A 22,547-nucleotide genomic window follows, 5' to 3' on the forward strand; every position below is an offset into this window, starting at 1 on the left:
GCAATGCTTCCGATAAGCAGCCAACTTTCTTCCCCAACGGATTCGAAGATCAGGACACTGGAATGCCCGGATCCTGCACCAGAAAAAATGTGTGCTTCGGCGTAAAGTCGGCGATGGAAAAAACTCGCATGGAATGGTCGCGACCCATGACCATTCCCACAATCAGCAAAAGAACTACCATTGTGTCAGAACCGATGATCAAGCAAACGCAAAGCCACGTACTGCGGCGGTTAACTCTGAGATGATTAAGGTGCATTGAAGAGAGGCGGATGGAACGTCGCGTGTCTCCAGCTATGCATCTGAGTCAGCGTAGAGTCTATCATCGGGCACCGGCATAGAAGCTGACGCGATCACCATAGTCCACGGCTTGTCACGAAATTCGATGAAACCTGGTTGGACGCCTGCTTTCGGAACCAATCGAGCAATATCTGCAAACGTTCCTCCGCGGGATGCTTGTCAGGAACACCGCCCAATAAGTCAGACCTGGCAGCGAGATATCTGAGAGCGGAACAAGCCTGCCTGCACTCAACTGATCGCTGACGAGGAGCTCAGAGGCCAGCACGGCTCCCTGACCGGCCATAGCTGCGTCAAGCGCGTGGACGTCTTCGGAGAATGACCGGGTGATATATGCCCGCCCGCGATCCGCTTGCGCGCGGGCCTGCCATCCTTCCCAATATTAGGCTATCACGGGCCATTTTTGGCACGCTGTCCTTGCGTTTCGACAGCCATAGAACGTCTTCAAACGTGACATCATATCCGTCGCGCCATTCGAGCCAGGGGGACGCATCGTCGGCCTGAGAACTGCGATCAACAAAGCTGCGATTCTAGTTATCACAAGGCAAGCGTTGCAATCCTTAGACGTCCGCACGATGCTGTAATTCTCGGTCAACAGCCCTTTGACCCAAACGGTGCTAAACTGAGAACATAGGTTGGAGCTGACAATTTTCCGGTGTTTGCCATATGCGCAGGAAGCAGCCTGGCTGAAATTGTCGCCATCCTGAAAATCAAAATGCAGAGCGGCCTACTCGTTCAAGGCATCAAGTCATGCTTTCCGAATGGCGCTGCGGCAATGAAACTGTTGGCGTCGTCCAGGGCAAAATCTCCAAGACATAAGCCCTTTCACAAAGGCTGCCGACCCGTATCAAACAATCTACTCCCAGGCATCCGTTTTCACCGAACAGGCAGAATCAAGTATCGACTTGACGACGTCGCGGTATGCGTCGTCATCAGCAAGGTCCGGCGTGTATTGTCTGGCCACGTAAAGCCCGAGCAGGGCGAGATAGATCCCTTTCGCAGCTCGTTTTGCAGGATCCCCCGGTACCGCTGCCATTGCTGCTATCTCGGTCGCTAGATGATCCAGCCTACGCTTGTCTATTCTCTTTGCAGCCTCTGCTGCCTGCGAATCAAGTGCAGCCCATGCCCTGAATGCACCTTCTGCCCGGGCAACATCGATATTTCCATGTCGTGACACCAGCGCCAGCTCGTTTAGTTTCTGGAGGCGTTCGCGTGGCGTGGGCTCCGCTTGTGTTTCTATAATCAACGTTTCTGTCAGTTCGTTTTCCCAAAAGGAAAGTACGGCACTCAAAAGGTCGCTGCGATCAGCGAAACGCCAATAGAATGGACCTTTGCTGATGCCCAATCGGGATGCCAGTCGCTCAATTCGAACCGCGTTTATCCCGCCAATCGACAGCTCTTCAACAGCAGCCTCGATCCATATTTGACGTGACGGCCCCTCTTTATTATTCATAGTCAACTCCACTATACGGCACCGTATAGTTTTGCAGCGACGTAAACAAACGCTTTGTAAGGGGAAGAGGTCCCAATGGTTCGACTAACACTAACTCGTGTCGCGGCCTATTCACTTGTTGCAGTCTGCATCCTCCATCTCATTCTCTTCTTGGAGGATATCATGCTCGAAATGCCGGGATGGGCCAACGGCTTACTCTGGACCACTCAGCATTTGGCACCATTTAGCCTGCAACCGAAGGAGACAGCTACAGCCGGAGCCGCATTTTGGGCAACGGTTGGAAGCTCAATGGTACCACTGATGATCCTTGCTGGCCTAATCCTGAGAATGGATAGAGACCGCATCCCGGTTCCACTCTTTGTACCTGTTGCGCTACTGATATGGTCTCTTGCAGGTTCTCTTATCATGCAGCCAAGCGGATTTCCATTGCTGGCCCTGGTGGCACTCCTGCTTTTGATCGGTGCGCGCGCTGGCAGCTCTCAACAGAAATAATTCTAGCGCTGACTCGAGGGGAATATGTTGATGGAAAAAACAATATCCATAAGGCCGATACATGCTGATGAAGCCTTGCAACTTGCTGAGATCAAGCGGCGTTGCACCATTGCGAACGCAGACCACGTCAGCGAACTGATGGCTATTCCCGGTGCCCTGCAAGTATCACCAGAACACATCCAGCATGTTCTGGCGGCAGAAAGTGCAGAAGGCCTCATTGGCTTTGCTACGGTTTTGCCACCCGTAAACGGTATAGCTGAGGTGGAAGATTTGTTCGTCGATCCAGAATTTTGGCGGCAGGGCGTGGCAACGCTCTTGATGAAAGTTGCAGAAGAGCAGGCGCTAACAAATGGAGCAAGGTCCCTCCATGTGGTTTCTGGGAAGCAAGCCCGGCAATTTTACGAATCGCTTGGATTTCAGTTTAAAGGAATGACAATGACGCAATTTTCTGCCGCTCCGACACTCGAGAAGCTGTTAGAAAATGGAGCTGAAATCTAACGAGAGATTCAAATGCTGCCAGGAGACTTCAATGCTAAATCCGGATATCGAAGAAGCGCAAAAGTGTTTGCCTCGCAACCGTTCAGCCTTTTTATCGGCGCAGAATTGACCAAGTTTTCCGAACTTGGGATTGAAATCAGGCTGCAGGTTCGTGACGATCTACGCTAGCAGAATGGGTTTTCCATGGTGGCGTACTTTGCTATCTTGCCGACAACGCTCTTACTTTCGCGGGCGGAGCTCAACTGCAAGGACAGATCGTCACTTCCGAATTCAAGATCAACTCCCTGCGACCTGCGATCGGAGAAGTGATTTTGGCGAGAGCCAGCTTGTTGGATTCCGGCCGAACGCAAGCGGTGGCGCGGTGTGACATATTCGTCGTTTCCCAAGGATCCGAACGCCTCTGTGCCGCCGCACAGGGAACGATTGTAACCAAGCAGGCGCTTACCGATCTCAACCCACCTATAGTGGTGCTCAACCCCGACATGTAGACGCAAAGATGGGCTACGGAGAGCACTTTTCTTTTCGCCTCCGGAGTGACGATGCCGCTGGAGGATCGCAGCCTCGGATACGTCAAGATATCGCGCGACAGAACCGAGCATCATTAGGCGGAAGCTCGCAAGAGAGAAAACGAGAAACGATTCAGGGTTCTCGCCACCAGCATCTCGCAACTGTTTTCCGTTCACGCGCCGATGGCGACAGGACATAGGGAAGTCCGCAATGGGTCGAATTTACGGGCCTCGGACTGAAGGAGAGTCGCGAAACTGACAGCGCTTCAACGCGTCGATGACGCAGATAGAATTGCCTGGAACTCTCTTGTCCAACAATTCTGGTAGCAACCCTGGTTGCCAGCTCTAGCGACGAGCCAGAAATACAAATTCAAGGTTTCGCCGAGCGGCGGAAGACGTCCTTCGCGGAAAATGATGATGTGAGCTCGTTACGGCGTTATTCCGGTGATCCGTCATCAGGATGCAGCGCAGATTGGACCTGGTCATCTACTGCCAGCAGTGGTGTCATTCCCAAACCAGTAAGGCTTCATCCGTTAAGCCGGAAACAACGTGACAACGCCTCAGTGGAACTGCTCACGAGCGATTGACGCCGTTGATGGCGCGAAAATTTCCAAGCGCGCGGGCGCGGCGAACATACTTGCCGCAGAGCCAGACCGATCAACCTTATTGATTGGCCATCACTATCTTCCATCGTCTTCTCAATGAAAATAAGTGGGAAGCGTTGTTTTGGATGATTACACGCCGCTGCGTTTTGTTTCGATACGGTGGCGCAGATCAATCTGCGACTGCTCATCCAACGGAAAGTTCCACATGATCGCGATCGCAACCAGCTTGAACGCAATGGGGAGCCAGGCATAGAGCAGCGCCAGCGTATCTAGCGCAAGAGGTTCCGCTTGCCCGTTTATGCGAGACTCAAATCCCGACCACTGCAGTATGGGAAACACCATGCCAACGGCCAGCGCCAATGCAAGCTTCGTGGCGAGGCTCCATGCCGCAAAGTAAAATCCGGTGCGTTGACTGCCGGAACTCGCCGTATCGACGTCAATGACGTCCGCCTGGATGGAACCGGGCAAAGCAAGGTCAAAGCCGAGCAGAATACCGGTAAGCGCGCAGATAATACCGAAAGCAGCAATGTCGCCCAAACCAAGAAACCCCGCAAAGAAGAAAATAATGCATGCAAGGCCCATGCCATAGCACCATGCGCGGTGTTTGCCGACCCGCGCTGCACACCAGACAGCAAGCGGAATACCCGCGATACCGCATAGAAAATAGAGAAAGAGAAGCGGGCCGCGCATATCGGGGACGCCCAACCTGTCCGACACGAAATAGAGAAACAAGGTGGCGGGTATGGCGTTGGAAAGCCCGTTTATGAGAAAAGCTACGACCAGCCGAATGAAAGCGCGATTGCTGAAAACGAACCGCATTGCCTTCGAAAACCCAAGGGTTCCGGTCGACCGGTCCGAGGGTTCGATGACGTTGCTGACGGCAATCAGGCCCGAGACCGGAAGCAAAACCAGGACAAACAGAGACAGGGCGGCGAGCCCGTGAAACCCGCTATTGTTGGCAATGCCGACGGCAAAGGGCAGGACAATGGCAATGAGGGTGCCCACGAGGGTCGCGCTCTCCCGGAATGCCGACACAACGGAGCGCCCCCGGTAATCAGTCGAAAGTTCCGCACCCCAAGCAGTATAGGGCAAAAGTGTCGCGGTATATCCAATCGACAGCAGGGTGCCCCAAAGCCCAAGATAGACTGCGCCGGCATTTACCGGTGGCCAAAAGAGCATGAAGGCGGCGAGTGCAGTCAAAGGGATAGACCCAATGAAGAAACTGCGTCTGCGGCCAAAGGCTGGCGAGAACCGATCGGACAGCCATCCTATAATTGGGTCGCATAGGGCGTCGAGCACTCGGATCAGCAACAAAACAAAACCTACAGTTGCAAGAGATAGACCCATGACCTCGCCATAGAAGGTTGGCACGATAATGTAGAGCGGCAGGGTCAATGAGGCGATGGGAACAGCGGGAAGCGCATAGGCCAGATATTGCCGCAGTTTAAGTCGGTTTCTACCGTCTTCGCCCACCTTCAGTCGCCAATGCGGGCTGTGCCGGACGTGCCATCGTCACGCAGCCACGAGATTTGGTTCTCGGCAATTTTGCTGATTGTGAAACAGAACTGCCTGCCTTTGTACCAGGTAGGCCATTGTTGACACAGGCGGTTCCCGTCAATCCACCATTTGCCCGTTTCCTTCGGCGAAAACATGCTCGCAGCCGAAATGCCGGAAACGTCGCCGGCGACTTCTCCGTTGGATTTGTAGTTTAAGGGAAGTTCCGTGCCGAAGGGGGTGGAGAGATATACTCTTTCGCCAGAGATCAATTTTTTGATCTCTGGACCTGACAAATCCTTAGCCGCAGCAACATTGCCCGGGTAAAGAAGGGCAAGCATGCACAAAAGGAGGTTTCTTGTCGTATTTATCATTGCTGAGCTCCCATGGCCTGAAATATGGGCGTTGAGAGAGATACGCGTCTACCCGCAGTTTGGTTCACCCAAAGGCGACAAGAGCCATCCGCCAGTGGCAGGCATGGCCCGATTGATCCGATACGGATTGGCACACGTATATGGCTGAAAGGGATGTAACAATGCTCAAATATGTGCTCGCCTACCTTTCGACAGCCGCGGTCTTCTTCATTCTCGATTTCATCTGGCTGAGCAGCATAGCAACGACTTTTTACAGGGCCCGTCTTCCCGACATCATGGCCACGGATGTCAACTATCCCGCCGCTGTGCTGTTCTATGTCATTTTTGTCGCCGGCGTCGTTATCTTCGCAGTGGGTCCGGCTCTGGAAAATGGCCGCTGGGCGACAGCGCTCACCTATGGTGCATTGTTCGGCTTCATGGCTTATGCCACCTACGACCTCACCAGTCAGGCAACGTTGAAACAGTGGTCAACAGCCGTCACCGTAGTCGATATGGCCTGGGGTACATTTGTTTCTGGCACGTCGGCAACCTTGAGCTTCTTTGGCACGAGCTGGGCGCTGTCAAAGTTTCAGTAGTCTTTCCTGGCTCAAGGCCTAGTCCTTTGAGGGAAACGGAAAGAAGATATTGGTTCGCCGCTGATAATCGCGAAAGGCTTGCCCGCGGGTTGCCAACATGTGCTCTTCCAGCGGCGGCACACCGGAAACGTAGCGAAGCAGGACATACATCAGCACCGGCGCAGCGAGTGTGATCCACCCGTAGGAATAGCCACAGCCAAGACCGGTTGCAATCGGCACATAGGATATCCAGCCAAGCCATTCGAAAAAGTAGTTTGGATGCCGGGACCATCGCCACAATCCCGCATCGCAGATCTTGCCGCGATTGGCGCGAGCATGGCCGAAACGCTTCAGTTGCCAATCGGCGATTGCCTCGCCGGTCACGGCCACCAGCATGATCAGCACACCGCAATAATCAGCAAAGTCCAAATTCGCTTCGGGCCGGCGCGCGGCGATATAGACGCAGATGACGAGTATGATCCCGGCAAACGCCTGACTTTGCAAAAAAAGGAACATGCGGCGAGCTGCTGCATTGCCCCATTCTTTGCGCAATTTGGCATAGCGTGGATCATCATCGTTCTTCAGGGTTCTGAACAGAATATGACCACCGAGCCGCAGTGACCATAACGCCAACAGCAAAGCGACGAGATTGCGCCGTGCTGGGTCAACCATAGCGGCGGGAACAAGCACAGCACTGACCCCAACAATGCCAACGCCAAACGACCAGAATACATCGGCCCAGCCATCATTGCCGCTTGTCCGCTGCATTTGCCAGGCGGCAGCCATTATCAGGCAAAGTGCAAATGCAGCCACCGCGAGCGTGGAAATTTCAGTCATTCGTTGAAATACCCAGGATAAAATCGGTGGTATCTTTCAAAGTGGGCGCAACAAAACGCATGGGCGAACCCATGGCACCGATAATACCGAGGTGCCCGACAGCGGAATAGAGTTTGACTTTTACCGGGTTACCGGCGAGGCGCAGCTTGTCAGCAAGCCGCGTGCTGTTCCCGGGATATACTGTCTTGTCGCCGGTTCCGTGAAGCACCAGCACCGGGGGGCTGCGGCCACCGGCGAAACTGATCGGTTGCGACGACTCTTGCGTTTTAGCGGTACTGAAAATATCGGCGATTTTCTTGTCTGTGAACGGCAGGATGTCATAGGGGCCGGAAATTCCGACGAAACCTTTCAAATCGCGTTCCGGCGACAGGCCCTCCCGGGCAAGCCACTCATCGTCGAGCGCCAGCATGGCGGCAATATAGGCGCCTGCAGAGTGACCTATCACAAAAAGCCGTTCGGGGGTTCCCCCATACTGGCGTGCATGGTTTTTGGCCCAGGCCACGGCTTTTGCGCCATCGCTCAGAAAACCTTCATAGTGAACTTCAGGATAAAGCCGGTAATCGGGAACGATGGCTACGATCCCCCTTGCGGCAAGCGCCGATGCCACGAACTGATAAGTCTGTTTGTCACCGCTCTGCCAGCTGCCGCCATAAAAGAAGACCGCAACCGGTGCACCCTGGGTGATCCTTGGAGCATAGACGTCAAGAGTCTGGCGCGGTCCCTTGCCATAGACGATATTTTTGTCGACCTTCGCATCGTTTGATGACGTGGCGAGATTCAAGACACGCCCGGGCGAACAGGCCGCGAGCCCAACTGTGGCTGCGATAACCATTGTGACGACAGCGAACGCGCGCGACATCAAAAGCCGAGGAGCGGCTGGACGATTCTCCCGACCAGGCTCTTCATGCGCAGGCGACCATCGACCACTGCGAGGCAAATACATTCTTCGTCGGGACCTGCCGTGGGTTCGTGTTCAAGGCTCGCATCGGCGATAATCAGATCCCCGACGTGATAATCACCCACCGCATCATGCAATGAGCCCTTCAGAACCAGCGTATACTCGGTTCCCGCATGTGTATGCTCCGGCAGGACCATGCCGGGTTTTGCGCGCAGCAGCATCGGCCGCGTCCGTGCCGGACCGCCCTTCCCGATGGAACTCCAATGCACACCGGGTGCCAGAAACCGCCATTTGCCGATATCATAATGTTTCAGCGGTGAAGGCAGCGTCATATCTGCCGGCATATCGGCAAGCCATCGCCCCAGTGCATTGGCCGGTGAAGTGGGCTGCTCGCCGAGCCGGGCGAGCGTCTTTTCCAGCGCATCTGACGGCATCGCTACAGACGGAATATCCTCCAGCACTATGCCGCCTATGGTTTCGAACCGGCGCACGCGCTCGCGGCTTTCCGGACAAAGGGTAAGATGTGCGGCCACGACAAGCGCGGGCCCCTGCGGGAGGGTTCCTGCCGAATAGGCCATCAGGATTTCGTCGGTGGGGCGATTATTCATGATCACTCATTCCTCACCCATCAGGTTGCGCAGGCGCTGGACTGCCAGGCGCAATCGCGACTTGACCGTTCCGAGCGGCAAATCCAGTGCCTTCGCGATCTCGCTGTGGGCCTGGTCGTCAAAATAATGCAGACTGATCACATTCGCCTGTTCGGGCGGCAGCGCCTTCATGGCGACGCGGATTCGTTCTTCGCTTTCCGCCTTCAGCACCCAGTCGGATGGCGAGGGCTCCTGTTCTAGGTCATGATCCTCAAGCATGTGTTGCGCCGGGTAGCGCTCGCGGCGGATGGCATCAATGCGCAGATTGCGGGCAATGGTGAATATCCATGTCGAAGCGGATGCCTTGTCGGGATCGAACAGCGCCGCCTTGCGCCAAACCATCAGCATAGTTTCCTGCACCAACTCTTCTGCCAGGCTCGCAGCCATGCCGCCACGCATATAAAAGCCCTTTATGCGCGCGCCATAAAAATTGAACAGCTCCGCGAATGCCGATCTGTCCCCGTATTGCGCAATACGGACGATCCTCGCGGAGTTTTCATCGTGATCTTTCATCGCGCGTACACAAGGTCGAGCATCAGCGCGAAACAGCGTTTGCCGCGCGATCTGAGCCCTGCTGGAATTATGAGTGACGACTTCATTCATACCGCTCAATACGATGGTGTGCCTAAATTGGATCATACGGAAACTATTCCTGATCCAGTTTCGTATCTCCAACGTATAAATTGCAACCACAAGAAACAACGTCTGAGCGCCTATTAAGCGTTTGTTTCGCAGGAAAGAAGCGGCGGGAGAATTTTTGTTGAAAATTGCTGTCATAGGATCCGGTATCTCGGGCATGTCTGCCGCCTGGCTGTTGTCGCGGAACAACGACGTCACGGTTTACGAACGGGAAGGTAGAATTGGCGGTCACAGCAATACCTTCATGGTCAACAGACATGGTGAATCTCCCGTGCCCGTCGATACCGGATTCATCGTTTTCAACGAGCAGACCTACCCCAATCTTACCGCACTCTTTGCCCACCTTGGCGTCGAGACCGTAGCATCCGAGATGTCGTTTGCCGTCTCGCTCGACAGCGGCAAGCTGGAATATTCCGGGACCGGTTTCAGTGGCCTCTTTGCCCAGCAGCGCAATCTCTTCAATCCTCGTTTCTGGATGATGTTACGTGATCTACTGCGCTTCTACCGCAATACGCCGTCGCATGCGGGCAAGCTCGGGCTCATAGGCCTTGGAGAATTTCTCCAGCGCGAAGGCTATGGAAACGCGTTCCGTGATGACCATCTTCTGCCGATGGCAGCGGCCATCTGGTCAGCACCCGCCTCGACATTGCTCGACTATCCGGCCGAAGCTTTCATTCGCTTCTGTGACAATCATGGACTGCTCAAGCTCTCGAACCGGCCGCTTTGGCGTACCGTCAAAGGGGGAAGCCGCACCTATGTCGAGCGATTGACGGCGGGTTACAAGGATCGCGTCCAGACCAGCTGCGCTGCCGCTGCCGTCAAGCGCGGACGCAACAATGTTTCAATAATGGATGTCCATGGCACGACCCGTATGTTCGATCACGTGGTCATGGCTGCTCATGCGGACGAATCGCTGGCATTGCTTTGCGATCCATCGCCGATGGAACAGAACCTGCTTTCCCCTTTCCGCTATTCTGTCAATCAGGCAGTGCTGCACGAAGACGAAACGTTGATGCCAAACCGGCGTGCGGTATGGTCAAGCTGGAACTATCTTGGCAATCGGCAAGAGGAGAAAGCCGACAGTCAGCTTTGCGTCACCTATTGGATGAACAAGCTGCAATCCCTGGAGACGGACCGGCAATTCTTCGTTACGCTCAATCCGCGTCATCAACCGGACTCCAGCAAAATAGTGCACACGCAGACATACACACACCCGCTCTTCGACGGCCATGCCATGCAGGCACAAAAACGATTGTGGCAGATGCAGGGCGAGTGCAACACCTGGTATTGCGGCGCTTACTTCGGATCCGGTTTTCATGAAGACGGATTGCAGTCGGGACTGGCCGTCGCCGAAGATCTGGGCGGATTGCGCCGTCCTTGGATCGTTGAAAATGAATCTGGCCGCATTTACCGCCAAACCCTCGCTAACGGTGTGGAGATCGCAGCATGAACCCGTGGAATTCTGCGATCTATGCGGGCAAGGTCACGCATAAACGCATGCGGCCAAAGCAGCATTTTCTGCTGTACAGCATGTTCTATATGCTTCTCGACATTGACGAGATCGATATGATCGCCAAGCGCCACTGGCTGTTTTCACGCAATCGCAGAAACCTCTTCAGTTTCTTCGACAGGGATCATGGCAACAAGTCCGGGACATGTGACCAAATTCTACCCCTGCGCGACTATGTGGAGAATCGTCTGCGCGAAGCCGAAATCAAACATAGCGGCTGTCGAATTTGCCTTATGACCATGCCAAGGATCTTCGGTTATGTGTTCAATCCGCTCAGCGTCTATTTCTGCCATGACGACGAAGATCGTCTGTTCGCCCTCATTTACGAGGTAAACAACACCTTCGGCCAGCGTCACAGCTATATCTTCCCGCTCGAAGGCGACGCGCGAAAGGACAATGTATTCCGTCAGGAATGTGACAAGGAGTTCTATGTTTCGCCATTCCTCGATATGAATCTTGTTTATGATTTTACAATTACCCGCCCAGCCGGCAGCGCATCGATTGTCATCAATGCCAGAGATAAAAATGGTCTGCTCATTGCCACCGCCTTCAGGGGCAAGCGCCGAGAATTCGGGGACAGGCAGTTGTTGCGACTGGCATTGATCTATCCCCTGCTGACGGTGAAGGTGATCGCGGGGATCCATTGGGAAGCGCTGCAGATCTGGCTAAAAGGGATTGGCCTGAGGCCAAGGCCGAAAACGCCCCGGCAGACGACGACGGTCGGTCTCAAATCAAGCCGGAAAATCAGCCGCGAATGAATGGCCGGTATCTAACAACCTGTTATCGTTTTCTTCCGCTGTTGCCGACAATGTTGGACGATATCTAGATTGGCGGATCGACTGTCGGATGGCTATCGAGGATGCGTTGTTGAAGATATTGGGATATGCAACACATTGGTCTGGACGAAGGCCGAGGTTTTAACCGCTATAATTGCCGTGGCTGACAACACTGCGCTCGCCCTTGACGCAACCGTGGCCGAGTCCGTGAGAATACATATGTCGAAATTAATGAAGAAACCTGATGTCTGAAAAACCTAAGCCTGAATATCAGTCACACATGGAAACGCTACAGAAGATACAGGCCAATCGCTGCATGCACGTCGGCTGCGATGCTTGGGCAAGCCGGGGCTTCCGTATTCGTCTGGTGCGAAGGGTTCTGTTTTGAGCATAGGGACGATGGAAGGATTTAGCGAAACCATGACTTTTGGAAAGCTGAGTTAAATGGGCAACCGCATGAAAACCATCAGACATAGTGCTGCTAGTCTAATAGGTGTCAGTTTATTTGTTGTCTTCAACTCCATAGCCTTCGGTGAAAACCTTCCAACTGACCCCCTTGGATACGGCAATCCGTGCACCGACGACGCCTCACGCAAACTTCGTGAGCAACTGAAAACAGAAGTTGCAGAACCTGAGCAGCTGTATGACCTGATTGCATCCATGCTATGCGAGTTCTCAATCTCAACTGAGCGCGAAGACACGGTCTACCGTCATATCCCACCATCTATCACCCACACCGTTGAGGAAATCGGTGAATTGCCATCGACGAGTAGAGTGCCCCGTAGCCAAGACTTGGTAAGGGAAATGATACTGGCCTCAAAAGTTGAGTCTGCGCATCTGACAATCCAGCAACGGAGCTTGGTAAAGGTGGATTACTCGAGCGACATTTGCTCAAGACAAGTTACGACGGAGTTCAGCCGCGGAAGTTGGCTGATAACGAATTACGTCTCAAATTGTGACTAACGGGCTAATAATGCAGCTCTGAGTTTCAGGGCACTACTGCACGGAGTGGTTTGCTTTGAGCATAAGGACGAAGAAAAGGTCTGATCGTGGCAAAACCAATAGTATATCAAGGTAACGGCCCTTAAGGAGGGCCGCAGCGCACGAGTGATCAGATTTCTAAAGACTAGGCAGGGCAACCCACAATCGTCCACATGGCGGACGGCAGTGAAATTATCGTGTACGACTTCGCGTGGGGACGCGATGGCAGTGATTGGTGGGAGCATGCGACGACCAACATCTCCGAAGAACCCACCATCAATTTCTTGTCACGTATCAAACCGGCGCATGCCACTGACGGACCAAAGAGAAGAGTGCGTCCGAGAGAATGGCTTTCGTTGGTGCCGCATAAAACCAGTTATTTACATCCCTGTTGATTGGAAGATCGGCTTTTTGTGTTATCGTTAAAAAAGGATAACGACCAACTCAAGCCAGCACCAGTTGTGTGCACAGCCAGATGCGGGATATCAAAATGATCACTTTCAAGCTGAACGGTCAGGAACGAACTTTCGACGGAGATCCCGATACTCCGTTGCTCTGGGTCCTGCGCGATTTCGAAAAACTCACCGGCACCAAATATGGTTGCGGCATAGCCCAGTGCGGCGCCTGCACCGTTCATCTGGACGGCACGACGCGCCGCAGCTGCATTACGCCGATTGCAACTGTTGAGGGATCAGAGGTTGTTACCATCGAGGGCATCGAAGGCAAGGAGGCTGAAGCCATTCAGAAAGCTTGGGTCGCGATCGACGTGCCGCAATGCGGCTATTGCCAGTCCGGGCAGATCATGTCTGCCGTGTCGCTGCTGCAGATGACGCCAAAGCCGACTGACGATGATATCGACGGGGCGATGGCGGGCAATATCTGCCGCTGCGCGACCTACCACCGCATCCGGCAGGCGATTCACAATGCTGCCGATACGATGGAGGGTTGAGCCATGACCTTGCACACGATCACAAGCACACGCCGCTCGTTTCTGTCAGGCGCTGGCCTCGTCATAGGTTTCACCCTCGCGCCCAGAATGTTCTCGGCGGGGGCGTCGCAAGGTGTCCAGGCGGGCGGCGACAGCGCATTGTCGCAGATGAATGCCTTCGTCAAGATCGGCGCCGATGACACGGTGACGGTTTTGTCCAAACATATCGAATTTGGTCAGGGCCCGTTTACCGGCCTTGCCACCATCGTGGCGGAAGAGCTTGACGCCGACTGGAGCCAGATGCGGGCCGTTCACTCCCCAGCGGATGACAAGGTCTATGCCAATCTCATGTTTGGCTTGCAGGGCACTGGCGGCTCCACATCGATTGCCAATTCCTACGAGCAGCTTCGCAAGGCCGGCGCCACGGCACGGGCCATGCTGGTCGCTGCCGCCGCAGAGGAGTGGAAGGTCCCGGCCAGCGAGATCACGGTCGAGAAAGGCCGCATCAAACACGCGGCGTCGTCTAAGGAAAGCGGTTTTGGCGCATTCGCCGGCAAAGCCGCGGCCCACACGCCGCCTGCCGAACCCAAGCTGAAGGATCCCAAGGATTTCGTCCTCATCGGACAGGAGCTTCCGAAGCTCGATACGGTCAGCAAGACCAATGGCAAGGCCGTTTTCACGCTCGATGTGAGCGCGGACAATATACTGTATGCAACAGTCGCCCATCCGGAACATTTCGGAGCAACAGTAAAATCCTTTGACGATGCGGAAGCCCGGAAAGTGCGGGGAGTCGTTGACATCAAACAAATCCCTCAGGGTGTCGCCGTCTATGCGGAAAACACCTTTGCAGCACTCAAGGGCCGTGCGGCGCTCACAATCGAATGGGACCTTGCCAAGGCAGAGACCCGCTCAAGCGAGCAGCTTACGGCGGATTATGAAAAACTCTTCGCCGAGAAGGGTCTTCAGGCGACCAATAATGGCGATGTCGACAAGGCCTTCACCGGCCAGGGCGTGCAGAGTCTGGAAGCCGTGCTTGCATTCCCCTTCCTCGCCCATGCCCCCATGGAACCGCTCGATGCCGTTTTCATCAGGGCTGCCGACGGCTCTGTCGATATCTATACCGGCGCGCAATTCCCGGGAATGGACAAAAGCACAGCTGCCAAGGTTCTCGGGCTGGACCCGGAAAAAGTACGGGTGAACACCCAGATTACCGGCGGCAGTTTCGGTCGGAAAGCCCAGTTCGGCTCGCCCTATATGCAGGAAGCTGCGGCGGTTTTCGCAGCCACCGACGGCAGCCGCCCCCTCAAGCACATGTGGACGCGCGAAGACGACATTCGCGGCGGTTATTACCGGCCCATGTATGTCCACAAGATGCGCGGCGCAATGGATGCTGACGGCAAGATCGTCGGCTGGGATCAGACCATCGTCGGTCAATCCATCATGGCCAAGGCTGATCTCGACGAGACTTCGGTCGAAGGGGCTTCCAACCTGCCCTATGACATACCCAATTTGCGTGTCATGTCGCATAACACCACGCTTGTGGTGCCACCGCTCTGGTGGCGCTCGGTCGGCCATACCCATACGGGATTCGCCGTTGAAACATTCGTTGACGAACTGCTCGAAAAGGTGGGCAAAGACCCCGTCGAAGGGCGATTGGCCCTCCTGACCAAAGAACCCCGGCATATGGCGACATTGAAGAAGGTTGCCGAGATGGCCGCCTGGGGTTCCCCTTCCCCGGAAGGACGCCAGCGCGGTGTTGCCGTCGTCAAGAGCTTCGGCAGCTATGTTGCCCAAATCGTCGAAGTGTCGATCGGCGAAGATGGTTCTCCCCGGGTGCATAAAGTGTGGTGCGCCGTCGATTGCGGTATCGCGATCAATCCCAATGTCATCAAGGCCCAGATGGAGGGCGGCATTGGATACGGCCTTGGCGCTGTCCTGTTCGATGCCATAACGCTTGCTCAGGGCGGAAAGATCATCCAGTCGAACTTTCACGACTATCGCTCGTTGCGCATCAATGAGATGCCGGTTGTCGACGTCGCGATCATCCCATCAGCCGAACCGCCGACCGGTGTCGGCGAGCCCGGTGTTCCCCCCGTGGGTCCGGCGGTCGCCAATGCCTGGCGGCGGTTGACCAACAGCCCGGTACGGCGTTTGCCGATCGTCAATGTTCTTTCCGCTTAAGGGGACGCAGGATGATACGAAACATTACGTTCACCTCGATATCTGTGTGCCTTGTCCTCAATGCGGTCATTGCTGTTTCCAACATTTCGTTCGCGCAGGACAAGGTTGCTCCTGTGTCTGCCGATTTGAAACCGGCATCCACCTTTCAATCGATCTCCAACGAAAAACAGCGCTCGGTTGCGCTTTTCGAAGAGGCCGGCAAGGTCATCCAGCACCCCCGCTGCGTCAATTGCCACCCGGCAACCGACAGGCCGCTGCAGAACATCTCCATGCATCCGCATCAGCCTCCGGTTACCCGCGGTGAAGGAGGTATGGGTGTTCCGGGAATGATGTGCACCACCTGCCATAGCTCGGAGAATGTTACGGTCATCGGGCAAGCGGAAACACTTAAAAGCATCCCCGGCAATCCAAACTGGCACCTGGCGCCGATCGAAATGGCCTGGGAAGGCAAGTCTTTGGGCGCCATCTGCACGCAGATAAAAGATCCGCAGCGCAATGGCGGCAAATCGCTCGACGAAATCGTCGAACATATGGCCCATGACGATCTGGTCGGCTGGGGCTGGAAGCCTGGCGAAGGCCGTGAACCGGTCCCGGGAACTCAGGAAGCATTCGGAGAATTGATTAAGGCATGGGTCCAGACCGGCGCAGCGTGTCCGCTGTAGTATCCAATTGCGAGGAGGGATTTGCGTTTTGCAGCCGATTCATCAGACAGTGGCTTAAAGTTTTGGCGAAGCAGCATCGTCGCAAGGTGCTTAAACGGCCGTCCGTAATGATGCTATTTTTGTGGCTACGTTTCAGCGGTTGTACGAAACTGAAATTGCTGCTGAAGCGGTCGCAGCCATTGCTAATGGTTTTGATCGCTATTTGCGCCCAGGGGAAAGTCTCCATTTTTCGACATCGGCTTCCTTGCGGAGGTAGGGAGCTGGTCTCAATTTATCAGATGCTGACGAGCAATCATCTGGAACATACCACTTATGGCCCAGTTTGGCTGGCCTCTCCATCAAGCAACCCGCCCGCTGCAATGATTGCTTCCGGTGTGTCTACGTCGTGGATGGCTGCATTTCCGATCTCCACCTCAATTACATCAGGCTCGAAGGCATCCAATATTTGTCGGGCGCCGAAATCGCCTTTCAATGTGGTCAGCCTTTCGTAGAACGTTGAGGGCAGGATGATCGGGTGACCTGGCACCCTTCCCGATACAGCCCGAACAATGAAGTTGCCCTTGTTCTCTCGAAATATCGTGATCAGTCTATTCAAATGTTCAGTTTCCACTTTCGGCATATCGGCAAGCAAGACTATTGCGCCGGCGGCGGAACTTACGTGTTCTTCGGAAATTCCAGCCGCAATAGAGCTGGCTATACCTACCGAAAAGTCCGGGTTATGGACAACATGGGCGCCCATGCCATCAATGCAACTCTCTATATCTTCCCGCTTATAGCCTGTGACAATCGTAACGGACGACGACATGCTTGCCATTGCGATTGCAACCGTTCGTTTAATTAGCGGGGTGCCATCAAACTTTGCCAGCAATTTATGACTATGATCGCGCATTCTGGTTGCCTGACCAGCTGCCAGTATAACTGCCGCGATGGTAATCTCGGGTAACTCCATAGCTCAGTGTACCTGAAAAAATCTCCGCATTGAATGGAATTGAACGCACGACCTACGACTGTGTGTAAAAGGGGAAGTTGTCAGCAATCCTTTCTTGAAAATGCCGATAATATGCGATTTTCGACCGTTTTTGATCGGTTCCTCAAAGTCTACAATGGCCTTAAAGTTCGCATGCGGCCAAGTATCTTACGCCAGCGATGCCTGGCAGCGCCGCACGTGCAAATTTCTTGATCTAACTTTTACGGAGCAGTTTGGCGGGGCATTTGAGTTTTTATCTGTGATTGTTCATCGCTGTGACGGATCTTGATTGGACCACCCGTCAGGCACCGTTAACCCTGTGCTATGGTTTGCCGCACCTTGGGAGGGGATGATGAATGCAAATAGAATGCCACAATCTATGATCTTAAAGAGCTCAAGAGTTCGTTCGTCAGATATCAGAGCGAATTCTAGCAAGGGTATCTTCGGTGAGGTCAAAATTCGTATGGAAAGCACGGGCCACAACTGTCTATATGGCAACGCAACGAAACAATGATGCCCGGCCATTCTGCTAGTATAAGGAATTTGCTTCCCCATCAGGACCAACAGGAATGGGCATCCAATGGGTAATTTTACCATGCCCTTTCGAGCCCATAAGGAGCTCCTCACCCAACTTTTGATTGTCGTACATAGGTATCACCCATATATCGCAAAATATTGAATCTGTAGCGCGGAATCCTGTGCCATCATCACGCATGATCCAGAGATCGACGGCAGTTCCATCAGTCGGCGCCGTCTCGATGGGTCTCCATTCGGTCATATCTCCATCCTTCGCTCCTGTGCAGTGCCCTAAAATTTCCGACGGAACAGAATCTCGCCTTTGCCCAAGACCGCATTGTCGCCGCCATATCTGCCCGGTCTATCCCCCAGCAATGGCCGGTTCATAATTTTCTCACGCATGAGAAACCGGTCAAATAGGCTGGAGAAGGCGATATCCGGTTCTCCACATGGCACAAAGGTTGGCGAAAGTTCGGTGGGGTGGCGGTCAAACAGAATCGAACCACGTTTCATCAAATAGCCGGGAACAGCCCCAACACGTCCGGCAATGGCAATTGTTCCGGCAATCATGCGGTATCCAGCATAGCCACCGCAGCCTTTACCTATTGCGATGATACCGCGCCGCAGACGGTCACCCGCATAATCCGACGCCTTGCCGCGTACGATCAGCAATCCGCCACTCATTCCGACCATTTCGCCTGCAAGTGGCCCACCCAGATAGCTTCCCGTATTGCCCTTGATCTCTATGCGACCATCAATCATGCCTGAACCTGCATGATCGTCGGCACTACCTTGGATAGTCAGGGAGCCTCCCGACATTTTCCTGCCTGCCTCCCTGCCGACATCGCCATCCACACGAATCGATCCTGCTGTCAGCCCGGCACCAACTCTATCGAAACGTTTGGTACTCCCTTCAAAAACGATCGAATGTAAATCGGTGCCTGAAACATTGAATACATCGCCGACCATTACCGGGTGAGAACTGGTTCCAATTCGCAGCTTCGCAATTTGAACCTGAGAGAGTCCGGCAAGCCTCGAAGGTGTCAGCGGTGAAAGGTCAAGGCGCTCTTCCGGCTCGGAGAGAATTGCGAAGGTAAGCGCTTTCATGGGAGCAAATCCTTCAGATGATAATGAAATTTCCCAAGCTTGCCGCCGTAATTTCCCGCACTGATCCGCAGAGCGCCCTTTTTCGGGCCAAGCGAAATGGCGGCTTTTATGCCGGCCCGCATGGCGGCCGCAACAGTCTCCTCTGTTTCACCATCGATAACGACTTCCAGAACCGAATTGATCTCAGGCGTAAGTGCACTGTCGACTACACCGCGCAATGTCGGGGCGAAGGCTTCGTTGGTCGAAGCCATCACACCCTTATATTTAGCGCCAATCTTGGAGCCCGATCGGACAACGCCGCCTGGAAATGGCATGATCGCCCCGGGGATTCTCGCGATGGCTGCCACGGCATGCTCGGCCGCATTCAGCGCCTTGTCGCTGTCGGCAGCGAGAAACAGCAAATTGCCCCCCCCGACTGCAAGCTTACTGAGACCTGTGGTGGCTTCGCAGAGAAACTCTCCATCCATGACGGGAACACGCCAATAGTGTTTTCCGCCGAATTTCTTCGATATCTGCCAACCGTCGCCGAAATACCGCAACGCATTGCCGAGATTGAGGGACGCCGTGCCTTCAAGGTCGGCGAAACAGGCGCTGCCAGGCGAGGTCAGCACGCATTGGCCGAGACGGTTTTTCAACTGTTTTTGCAATTCATCCGTACCCATGGCGAAAATCATCACCCGGCAGCCGGGGCGGCCGTCAGGCGTTTGCGACGCTGGCAACTCCACATCGATCGCTGCCTCGCAACCGCACCCGATTACCGAAGTTGCAAAGCCGGTCATAGTGATGGCCGCCTGCCGTGCCCATTTCAGCGAGGGCGCGGTAATGATGATGGCGGTCGCACGCATGCCAAAGGCTTCGGCAAATGTATCGTCTATCAGAACACCATTGCGGATCAGCTGTTGCATGGAACCTCTCCGAATGGTTCGTCCCTCTGGATGGAGGAGTCAGGGAAAGTGAACCAATCAAGCGGCAGGCCATAGCGCTCCTCGTGGTATGCCTTCATGCGTTTCACGATTGCCTTATCGGCCGGGGGATTGAGCCGCAGAGTCTTGCCCCAACGATAATTGGTTACTTTTCCGTTCTTGACCACAAGGTCGCCGTTCTTGAACACCAGTGCTGCTTCCCGGAACATTTTGGCCACGTCCCTGCCCTTGCGGTAGACGGCGATATCTGCAATCGCGCCGGCGCCGAGATGACCTCGATCTTTCAGGCCCAGCAGTTTGGCTGGTGCAGCGCGTGTCATTATGGCAATCTCATCAAATGTGTATTCCCGCCGGATTGATGCGAGTGTCGTTAATTCCAGCGCGCTTGCATTCAGCTTGGAGGATTGCTCATCACGGGCTGCACTGCTCATCAGTAGCTCGAACAATTCCGGATACGCTGTGAAGGGAGCACCGTTTGGATGATCCGTGGTAAAGAATACCCGCCAAGGGTCATTGATCAGCAGAAAAAGTTCAAGACCGATGGCCCATTGCAATGAGCCATAATAATCCTGCTTATAGCGATAGGGAACAATTCCACCACCGCCATTGCCATCCCCATCGAAAATGACGAACTTCTTCGGGCTCGCATTGCCTATGGCTGAAAACTGCCGCATGACATCGGACGATATGGTGACGGTCTGCCCAAACATGACCTGACCAATGTCAATTGTCACGTCGCGATTGCCATTGACGGCCGCGGCCAGGCGTGACGCTTCCGAGGAAAATTTCCGCTTCCCTTCGGTCCCGTAGCTGTAGAACTGCAAATGGGCCAGATGAAGCGGTACGCCTTCACTGGCTTCGATGGTCGCCGCAGCCGTATCGGCACTCCCCGCAATGCCCAAATTATTGGCGTGCACATGCAGTGGATGGGGAATGCCCAGACGCGTTACCGAAGCTTGAAGCGATTTGACGATCTTGCGTGAAGTCACACCATATTCGGGGACCTCATCGTCCAGGGAAAACGATCTGACATTCTCCTTGAAGGCCGCTGCTGCTCCAGCATTTATGACCTTTACCCCTAGAGCGCGGCTGGAGCCGACAATCCAGGCCACATAATCATCCAGCATTGCTGACGATGTGTTGTCCCGGAGCAGTGAAAGACTGAAATCATCATTTCCGAGTATTGCCAGTGTTGCCTTGTCTATGATGGGAATATCGGCGAGCTCAAGATGCGTATGCAGCGCTGAAGAAGGTGCCATTGCAGGCTCAACGACCGTCGTAAATCCCATCTGCGCATAAAGGCATCCAGTTCGAAACGTCGACCATCCGGCATTGGAAAGCGGCGTAGCTGCCGGCCGCCTCTGGTGTGCGGCGTGATGCTCTGGCAAAAGCAGCCGGGCAGTATTCACATTGCCGCCACCGATATGCGAATGAATGTCTATGGCTCCCGCCATGACAATGCACTGCGAGACATCATGCGTTTGATCTGCAGTTTCACCCGGTGGCGCATTGATCAACAGCCCGTCCCTGATCCAGATATCCCGAGTGCGGGTTTTTCCGTTTACGGGATCGATAACTTCCCCACCTGTCAGTTTAATCAGCATACAAGAGCCTTTCGTCCTGGCAGAGCCACAGCCAATTGTCTGACAACACTAGACAGGCTGGGCAATTGCGACGGCTCAGCGGCTTGCACCGCGCGGAACGTGCCGGTCCTGCTGGAATAACAAACTCCGTCATGATCGAGCCCGGCCTGGCCGACAGCGATTGTCACCGCTGTCCCCTGCACCGGGACCGCCGTTCTCTCCAGTGCAATCAAAGACAATCGCGTGCCCTTGGAAGGCGGCTGGCCGCCTCTCGTGGACATCCAGACATGAAGATCGGGCTCCTTGTCCCGGACCATGCGCTGAATGTCCCATCTTACTGGGTCATAGCTTGGGAGGCTATCGGTGAATCCTGTTCTGGGTGGAAATCCCGTCATCCATAATGATGTCAACGCCATTCCCCAGGCAGCTTCATCAGCGGGCAGAAACACACTGCCGGCACGGCCCTTCTTGTTCAGGTCCGCAACAATTTCCTGCAGCATGATCAGGTCAGGCATCTGCCCGGATGCACCAGAGAAAACGAAAACCGGGAACCGGGCCGTCGAAAGGCTTTTCAGCAGCCGGTCAATGTTCGTCAAGGAGGAGAGTGTCTGCCGTCCCTGCAGGGTCGCGCGTATAACAGCAAGGACATTACCCAGAGAAAGGTCGTCTCCGCCGACCCGCACTGCCCTCACCGCCAGTTTCGGGGCGCCGGAATATTCACTGCCGCGAATGTGAAACCAGCTGCGTTTTTTGAGTTTATCCGAACGGGGTTGCGTACTTGCCCAGTCCAGCAAAAGTCCGCCATGGTGCGGAGGAATATCGCCCACGAGCACGATAACGTCCGAACGGTTACGCGCCTCGCCCGCCGTGGTAAACATGCCACCATGATCCGTGAACAGAGCAACTTCCCTTGACAGGGTCTGACCCAGAGGATGGTCATAAGGAGCGCCGACACGCTCGGCCAGCGCAATGGCGCTGCGTGTGCCGTGTACATCAGCATCAATGGTAAAAACCGGACAGCGGCTGGCTTTCAGGAGGCCGCTAGCTTTCCGAACAGCATCCATCAATGATACCGGCTGGCTGCCAATCCATGCAACCGACATGTTCCGCTACTTTCTGGTG

21 protein-coding genes and 1 pseudogene are annotated in these 22,547 nt (G+C 54.6%); 9 read left to right on the top strand and 13 right to left on the bottom strand.

Annotation, left to right across the window (positions count from 1 at the left end; all coding sequences use genetic code 11):
• Positions 1-1,150: 1,150 nt before the first annotated feature.
• Complete coding sequence (locus AC6CHM_RS21475) at positions 1,151-1,747, bottom strand: TetR/AcrR family transcriptional regulator (protein ID WP_498174744.1); 597 nt, start codon at positions 1,745-1,747, stop codon at positions 1,151-1,153.
• A gap of 75 nt (positions 1,748-1,822) precedes the next feature.
• Between AC6CHM_RS21475 and AC6CHM_RS21480 the strand changes: the two genes are divergently transcribed.
• The 3 genes and pseudogenes from AC6CHM_RS21480 to AC6CHM_RS21490 all read left to right on the top strand — a co-directional run.
• Positions 1,823-2,239: a DUF6463 family protein gene (locus AC6CHM_RS21480; RefSeq protein ID WP_498174746.1), complete on the top strand. Its 417-nt coding sequence runs from the start codon at positions 1,823-1,825 to the stop codon at positions 2,237-2,239.
• A 30-nt stretch (positions 2,240-2,269) separates the two neighbouring features.
• Positions 2,270-2,737 carry a GNAT family N-acetyltransferase gene (locus AC6CHM_RS21485; protein WP_498174748.1) on the top strand — a complete coding sequence of 156 codons (468 nt, stop codon included), beginning with the start codon at positions 2,270-2,272 and terminating at the stop codon, positions 2,735-2,737.
• A 236-nt stretch (positions 2,738-2,973) separates the two neighbouring features.
• Positions 2,974-3,225 (top strand): annotated as a pseudogene (locus tag AC6CHM_RS21490) (PaaI family thioesterase); the annotation flags it as partial.
• A 752-nt stretch (positions 3,226-3,977) separates the two neighbouring features.
• On the opposite strand, the gene AC6CHM_RS21495 reads toward AC6CHM_RS21490, so the two are convergent.
• A complete protein-coding gene (locus AC6CHM_RS21495; RefSeq protein ID WP_498174750.1) occupies positions 3,978-5,321 on the bottom strand; it encodes an MFS transporter in 1,344 nt (447 codons plus the stop codon).
• Between the two features lie 2 nt (positions 5,322-5,323).
• Entirely contained in the window at positions 5,324-5,716 is a 393-nt protein-coding gene (locus AC6CHM_RS21500; protein WP_498174752.1) for a hypothetical protein, read from the bottom strand.
• Positions 5,717-5,877: 161 nt separating this feature from the next.
• On the opposite strand from AC6CHM_RS21500, the gene AC6CHM_RS21505 reads away from it, so the two are divergent.
• On the top strand, positions 5,878-6,291 hold the full coding sequence (locus AC6CHM_RS21505; RefSeq protein WP_498174754.1) for a DUF2177 family protein: 414 nt from the start codon (positions 5,878-5,880) through the stop codon (positions 6,289-6,291).
• An 18-nt stretch (positions 6,292-6,309) separates the two neighbouring features.
• Here the strand turns inward: AC6CHM_RS21505 and AC6CHM_RS21510 are convergent, their stop codons facing one another.
• From AC6CHM_RS21510 to AC6CHM_RS21525, 4 genes are read right to left on the bottom strand one after another with little or no spacing between them, the layout of a single operon-like run.
• Positions 6,310-7,107: a DUF1295 domain-containing protein gene (locus AC6CHM_RS21510; protein WP_498174756.1), complete on the bottom strand. Its 798-nt coding sequence runs from the start codon at positions 7,105-7,107 to the stop codon at positions 6,310-6,312.
• Positions 7,100-7,966: an alpha/beta hydrolase gene (locus AC6CHM_RS21515; RefSeq protein ID WP_498174758.1), complete on the bottom strand. Its 867-nt coding sequence runs from the start codon at positions 7,964-7,966 to the stop codon at positions 7,100-7,102. Before AC6CHM_RS21515 ends, AC6CHM_RS21510 begins: the two co-directional genes overlap by 8 nt.
• Positions 7,966-8,613, bottom strand: a complete 648-nt coding sequence (locus AC6CHM_RS21520; protein WP_498174760.1) for a ChrR family anti-sigma-E factor — start codon at positions 8,611-8,613, stop codon at positions 7,966-7,968. The genes AC6CHM_RS21515 and AC6CHM_RS21520 overlap by 1 nt, the downstream gene beginning before the upstream one ends.
• 6 nt (positions 8,614-8,619) lie before the next feature.
• Entirely contained in the window at positions 8,620-9,165 is a 546-nt protein-coding gene (locus AC6CHM_RS21525; protein WP_498174762.1) for a sigma-70 family RNA polymerase sigma factor, read from the bottom strand.
• A 283-nt stretch (positions 9,166-9,448) separates the two neighbouring features.
• Here AC6CHM_RS21525 and AC6CHM_RS21530 point away from each other — a divergent pair, with 283 nt between their 5' ends.
• From AC6CHM_RS21530 to AC6CHM_RS21550, 5 genes are all read left to right on the top strand, one after another.
• Positions 9,449-10,741, top strand: coding sequence for an NAD(P)/FAD-dependent oxidoreductase (locus AC6CHM_RS21530; protein WP_498175039.1), 1,293 nt, complete (start codon positions 9,449-9,451; stop codon positions 10,739-10,741).
• Positions 10,738-11,559: a DUF1365 domain-containing protein gene (locus AC6CHM_RS21535; RefSeq protein ID WP_498174764.1), complete on the top strand. Its 822-nt coding sequence runs from the start codon at positions 10,738-10,740 to the stop codon at positions 11,557-11,559. The genes AC6CHM_RS21530 and AC6CHM_RS21535 overlap by 4 nt, the downstream gene beginning before the upstream one ends.
• Positions 11,560-13,048: 1,489 nt before the next feature.
• Entirely contained in the window at positions 13,049-13,507 is a 459-nt protein-coding gene (locus tag AC6CHM_RS21540; protein ID WP_307276386.1) for a (2Fe-2S)-binding protein, read from the top strand.
• Between the two features lie 3 nt (positions 13,508-13,510).
• Complete coding sequence (locus tag AC6CHM_RS21545) at positions 13,511-15,667, top strand: xanthine dehydrogenase family protein molybdopterin-binding subunit (RefSeq protein ID WP_498174766.1); 2,157 nt, start codon at positions 13,511-13,513, stop codon at positions 15,665-15,667.
• An 11-nt stretch (positions 15,668-15,678) separates the two neighbouring features.
• Positions 15,679-16,329 carry an Isoquinoline 1-oxidoreductase subunit gene (locus AC6CHM_RS21550; protein ID WP_498174768.1) on the top strand — a complete coding sequence of 217 codons (651 nt, stop codon included), beginning with the start codon at positions 15,679-15,681 and terminating at the stop codon, positions 16,327-16,329.
• Between the two features lie 310 nt (positions 16,330-16,639).
• Here AC6CHM_RS21550 and AC6CHM_RS21555 read toward each other — a convergent pair whose 3' ends face one another.
• From AC6CHM_RS21555 to AC6CHM_RS21580, 6 genes are all read right to left on the bottom strand, one after another.
• Positions 16,640-17,278 (bottom strand): nucleotidyltransferase family protein, encoded by a 639-nt coding sequence (locus AC6CHM_RS21555; RefSeq protein ID WP_498174770.1) that lies wholly within the window; start codon positions 17,276-17,278, stop codon positions 16,640-16,642.
• Positions 17,279-17,825: 547 nt separating this feature from the next.
• A complete protein-coding gene (locus tag AC6CHM_RS21560; protein ID WP_115053883.1) occupies positions 17,826-18,074 on the bottom strand; it encodes a hypothetical protein in 249 nt (82 codons plus the stop codon).
• A 29-nt stretch (positions 18,075-18,103) separates the two neighbouring features.
• The gene (locus tag AC6CHM_RS21565) at positions 18,104-18,919 is read right to left on the bottom strand and encodes a formylmethanofuran dehydrogenase subunit C (RefSeq protein ID WP_115053884.1); all 816 of its coding nucleotides are present in this window, start codon (positions 18,917-18,919) and stop codon (positions 18,104-18,106) included.
• Positions 18,916-19,824, bottom strand: coding sequence for a formylmethanofuran--tetrahydromethanopterin N-formyltransferase (gene fhcD / locus AC6CHM_RS21570; protein ID WP_115053885.1), 909 nt, complete (start codon positions 19,822-19,824; stop codon positions 18,916-18,918). Before fhcD ends, AC6CHM_RS21565 begins: the two co-directional genes overlap by 4 nt.
• Complete coding sequence (locus tag AC6CHM_RS21575; protein WP_498174773.1) at positions 19,812-21,446, bottom strand: formylmethanofuran dehydrogenase subunit A; 1,635 nt, start codon at positions 21,444-21,446, stop codon at positions 19,812-19,814. Before AC6CHM_RS21575 ends, fhcD begins: the two co-directional genes overlap by 13 nt.
• Positions 21,440-22,528 (bottom strand): tungsten formylmethanofuran dehydrogenase, encoded by a 1,089-nt coding sequence (locus tag AC6CHM_RS21580; protein ID WP_498174775.1) that lies wholly within the window; start codon positions 22,526-22,528, stop codon positions 21,440-21,442. The genes AC6CHM_RS21575 and AC6CHM_RS21580 overlap by 7 nt, the downstream gene beginning before the upstream one ends.
• Positions 22,529-22,547: the final 19 nt, after the last annotated feature.

Source organism: Phyllobacterium sp. GQ127 (assembly GCF_059758635.1).

Excerpts from the sequence above, each read along its gene's own strand:
- AC6CHM_RS21575 (WP_498174773.1), bottom strand. The coding sequence starts at position 21,446 with ATGCTGATTAAACTGACAGGTGGGGAAGTTATCGATCCCGTAAACGGA.
- AC6CHM_RS21530 (WP_498175039.1), top strand. The coding sequence starts at position 9,449 with ATGTCTGCCGCCTGGCTGTTGTCGCGGAACAACGACGTCACGGTTTAC.
- AC6CHM_RS21580 (WP_498174775.1), bottom strand. The coding sequence starts at position 22,528 with ATGTCGGTTGCATGGATTGGCAGCCAGCCGGTATCATTGATGGATGCT.
- AC6CHM_RS21525 (WP_498174762.1), bottom strand. The coding sequence starts at position 9,165 with ATGAAAGATCACGATGAAAACTCCGCGAGGATCGTCCGTATTGCGCAA.
- AC6CHM_RS21565 (WP_115053884.1), bottom strand. The coding sequence starts at position 18,919 with ATGAAAGCGCTTACCTTCGCAATTCTCTCCGAGCCGGAAGAGCGCCTT.
- AC6CHM_RS21515 (WP_498174758.1), bottom strand. The coding sequence starts at position 7,966 with ATGTCGCGCGCGTTCGCTGTCGTCACAATGGTTATCGCAGCCACAGTT.
- AC6CHM_RS21545 (WP_498174766.1), top strand. The coding sequence starts at position 13,511 with ATGACCTTGCACACGATCACAAGCACACGCCGCTCGTTTCTGTCAGGC.
- AC6CHM_RS21505 (WP_498174754.1), top strand. The coding sequence starts at position 5,878 with ATGCTCAAATATGTGCTCGCCTACCTTTCGACAGCCGCGGTCTTCTTC.
- AC6CHM_RS21520 (WP_498174760.1), bottom strand. The coding sequence starts at position 8,613 with ATGAATAATCGCCCCACCGACGAAATCCTGATGGCCTATTCGGCAGGA.
- AC6CHM_RS21475 (WP_498174744.1), bottom strand. The coding sequence starts at position 1,747 with ATGAATAATAAAGAGGGGCCGTCACGTCAAATATGGATCGAGGCTGCT.
- AC6CHM_RS21555 (WP_498174770.1), bottom strand. The coding sequence starts at position 17,278 with ATGGAGTTACCCGAGATTACCATCGCGGCAGTTATACTGGCAGCTGGT.
- AC6CHM_RS21500 (WP_498174752.1), bottom strand. The coding sequence starts at position 5,716 with ATGATAAATACGACAAGAAACCTCCTTTTGTGCATGCTTGCCCTTCTT.
- AC6CHM_RS21540 (WP_307276386.1), top strand. The coding sequence starts at position 13,049 with ATGATCACTTTCAAGCTGAACGGTCAGGAACGAACTTTCGACGGAGAT.
- AC6CHM_RS21480 (WP_498174746.1), top strand. The coding sequence starts at position 1,823 with ATGGTTCGACTAACACTAACTCGTGTCGCGGCCTATTCACTTGTTGCA.
- AC6CHM_RS21535 (WP_498174764.1), top strand. The coding sequence starts at position 10,738 with ATGAACCCGTGGAATTCTGCGATCTATGCGGGCAAGGTCACGCATAAA.
- AC6CHM_RS21560 (WP_115053883.1), bottom strand. The coding sequence starts at position 18,074 with ATGACCGAATGGAGACCCATCGAGACGGCGCCGACTGATGGAACTGCC.
- AC6CHM_RS21485 (WP_498174748.1), top strand. The coding sequence starts at position 2,270 with ATGGAAAAAACAATATCCATAAGGCCGATACATGCTGATGAAGCCTTG.
- AC6CHM_RS21550 (WP_498174768.1), top strand. The coding sequence starts at position 15,679 with ATGATACGAAACATTACGTTCACCTCGATATCTGTGTGCCTTGTCCTC.
- fhcD (WP_115053885.1), bottom strand. The coding sequence starts at position 19,824 with ATGCAACAGCTGATCCGCAATGGTGTTCTGATAGACGATACATTTGCC.
- AC6CHM_RS21510 (WP_498174756.1), bottom strand. The coding sequence starts at position 7,107 with ATGACTGAAATTTCCACGCTCGCGGTGGCTGCATTTGCACTTTGCCTG.